This is a genomic window from Citricoccus sp. (assembly GCF_035445025.1).
Lineage (GTDB): Bacteria > Actinomycetota > Actinomycetes > Actinomycetales > Micrococcaceae > Citricoccus.
On sequence record NZ_DAOMPX010000138.1, the window covers coordinates 1 to 2619 of the forward strand.

The 2619-nt window shown below is 71.8% G+C and carries 3 protein-coding genes; 2 read left to right on the plus strand and 1 reads right to left on the minus strand.

The genetic code is table 11. From position 1 onward, the window contains the following. Together PLJ28_RS15520 and PLJ28_RS15525 are read left to right on the plus strand one after the other, a co-directional pair. A partial coding sequence (locus PLJ28_RS15520) for a GntR family transcriptional regulator (protein WP_324590405.1) occupies positions 1 to 486 on the plus strand: 486 nt, incomplete at its 5' end. Next, complete coding sequence (locus PLJ28_RS15525) at positions 483 to 1760, plus strand: MFS transporter (protein WP_324590406.1); 1278 nt, start codon at positions 483 to 485, stop codon at positions 1758 to 1760. The genes PLJ28_RS15520 and PLJ28_RS15525, both read left to right, overlap by 4 nt. 48 nt (positions 1761 to 1808) lie before the next feature. Here the strand turns inward: PLJ28_RS15525 and PLJ28_RS15530 are convergent, their stop codons facing one another. Continuing rightward, positions 1809 to 2234: an integrase core domain-containing protein gene (locus PLJ28_RS15530; protein WP_370577176.1), complete on the minus strand. Its 426-nt coding sequence runs from the start codon at positions 2232 to 2234 to the stop codon at positions 1809 to 1811. Positions 2235 to 2619 lie beyond the last annotated feature (385 nt).

Sequence of the window (2619 nt, forward strand, 5' to 3'; positions counted from 1 at the left end):
CAGTCCTGGGGGCTGGTGCGGTTGGCCCCGAAGAAGGGCGGCGTCGTCACGGTGGTCTCCCCCACCGAACGGCGGGACCTGCTGGACGTGCGGGCCACCCTGGAGATCCGCAGCGTCCAGGTCATCGCCGGTTCCGCGGCCGACCGGACGTCGCTGGCGGCGACCCTGCGCGCCAGCCTGGACGCGCAGCAACGCGCCCTGGACGCCGGGGACCTGCTGGACTTCGCCGGGGAGGACTTCGGGTTCCATTTGAGGATTATCGAGGCTGGTGGCAACACCGTGGTGGCGGAGATGGCCTCGGACCTGGGCCCGCGGTTCGCCCGGCTGACCCACCTGGCGGTCAGCGGCGGTGGTGAGGCCGCCCGCCTGTTCCGCGCGGAGCACGAGGCGCTGATCGGGCCCATCGAGGCCGGGGATCCCGCCGCCTTCGCCGCCGCCGTGCGCGAGCACCTGCGTTCCGCCCATTTCCCGGAGGAGCTGGCGTGAGCCACAGGAACCCCGGGCGTTGGGGTGCGGCCGGGCCCGCCGCGCCTAGCGGTGGCGCCTGCTGGCTGCGGGTGGCCCCGGCGGTGTTCGTCCTGGCTTGGGGCGGCAACCACTTCACCCCGCTGCTGCACCTGTACGAGGAGCTCGGCCATTACGCCCCGTGGCAGGCCAACCTGTTGCTCGGGCTGTACGTCGTCGGCCTGGCCCCGGGCCTGATGATGGCGGCCGCGGTCTCGGACCGTCGCGGCCGCAAGCCCGTGCTGCTGACAGGGTTGGCCGCCGCGGCCGCCGGCAGCATCCTGTTGGCGGTGGGCCTGCACTCGTTGGTGCTGCTGGGCGCCGGCCGCTTGCTCGCCGGCCTGGGCGTCGGGGCGGCCATGTCCGTGGGCGGCAGCTGGATTAAGGAGCTGTCCACCGCCCCGTATGACCAGCACGCGCCGGCCGGGGCGGGGGCGCGCCGGCCCTCGCTCACGCTGACCCTGGGCTTCGCGATCGGCGCCGGCGTCACCGGCTGCCTCGCCCAGTGGGGACCGGCCCCGGCCCAGACTCCCTACGCCGTGCACCTGGCCCTGGCGGCCGCGGCATTGCCGCCCCTGCTCACAGCCCCCGAGACCCGCACCGCCGCGGGACACAGCACCCGGGGCGTGGACGGACCCTGGTGGACCGACCTGCGCGTGCCGGCGGTGGCCGACCGCCGGTTCACCCGGATCGTGCTGCCGGCCGCGCCGTGGGTCTTCGCGGCCGCCGGGGTGGCGTACGCGGTCATGCCGGCCGTGGTGGCCCCGAAGCTCGGTGAGTGGGCCACGGCCTATGCGACCGCGCTGAGCGTCGTGACCCTGGGCTGCGGCGCGCTCGTCCAACCGTTCGTGGCCCGGATCGACCGGCGCACCCGTGGCCGCGCGCTGTCCATCGGCCTGGCGGTTATGTCCCTGGGCATGGTCCTGGCCGTGGTGGCCTGCCTGCTGCGCCAACCGGTCTTCGCCCTCGCCGTGGCGGTGGTCCTGGGTCTGGCCTACGGAACGACCGTCGTGGCGGGGCTGGCGCACGTGCAGGCGATCGCCACGCCCCGGGACCTGGCCGGGCTCACCGGCGTCTTCTACGCGCTGGCCTACTCCGGCTTCCTGCTGCCCACCCTGCTGGCCGTGCTGCTGCCGGTGGCCCCCTACGCCGCTTCGCTCACCGCGGTCGCCGGGGTCTGCCTGCTGTGCCTGGCCGTGGTCGCCGGCGGGCTCTGGCGACTACGGCGAGCCGGTCCGGCCGGGGAACCGGCCTAAATATAACTCCCCGGGTGGCGGTGAACGCGGGCCAAGCGGCCCTGGCCGCTAATACCGGTGTGCGTCGCTGGGGACTGTCGTGGCAGAGCCAGTCCAAGTAGGTCCGGGCGCGATCAACATCGGAGCCGTCAGACGGTGGTAGGCCCACTCGGTGGCCAGGGTGCGGTTGAAACGCTCCACCTTGCCGTTGGTCTGGGGCCGGTAGGGGCGGGTGCGTTTGTATTTGACCTGCACCCCCAGGGCCTGACCGAAGTCACGGGATCGGTAACAGGCACCGACATCAGTCATCACCGTGGCAGCCGTGAGACCAGTCTCGACAAAGAAGATGTGAGCCCGAAGCCATAAAAGCGCCGAGGTATGGCCGTGCTCGCCCTCCAGGATCTCCGAGCAGGCCAGACGGAGCACTCGGACCTCTCGCAAAGGCAGTAGCCAGTGATGTTCCTGACATCGACGCGTCAATGGCTGCACCCTCATGTGTCAAGAGCCCGCTAACGACGCATACGACGACTGTCGTCGCCTCGCCTGCAGCAGGTTCCATCCGGGCCAAGCGTCCCAATGGTCCAGGGGGCGTCTGGACAATCAGATCCCCGCGCGCACGACTTCTCCACCTCCTGCCGTCAGCATGGGTTTCAGCCGGCGACTGGAAACCGCAGAGATAAGCGAAGGAATTTCTGCAGGGTCATCGCGAGGACACCCGATCGGTCACCCGGCGGCGTCCCCCACGGGGATCCCCTCTGGACGGGGGGCGCCGTCCATTGCCGTCCCGGCGGGCCTGCCGGGGGCGCAGCCGGGTGTGCCATCCTCGGGGTATGGCGCGGACCTGGTTATCGGTGACGGTGGAACTGCTGGGCGGGGGCGG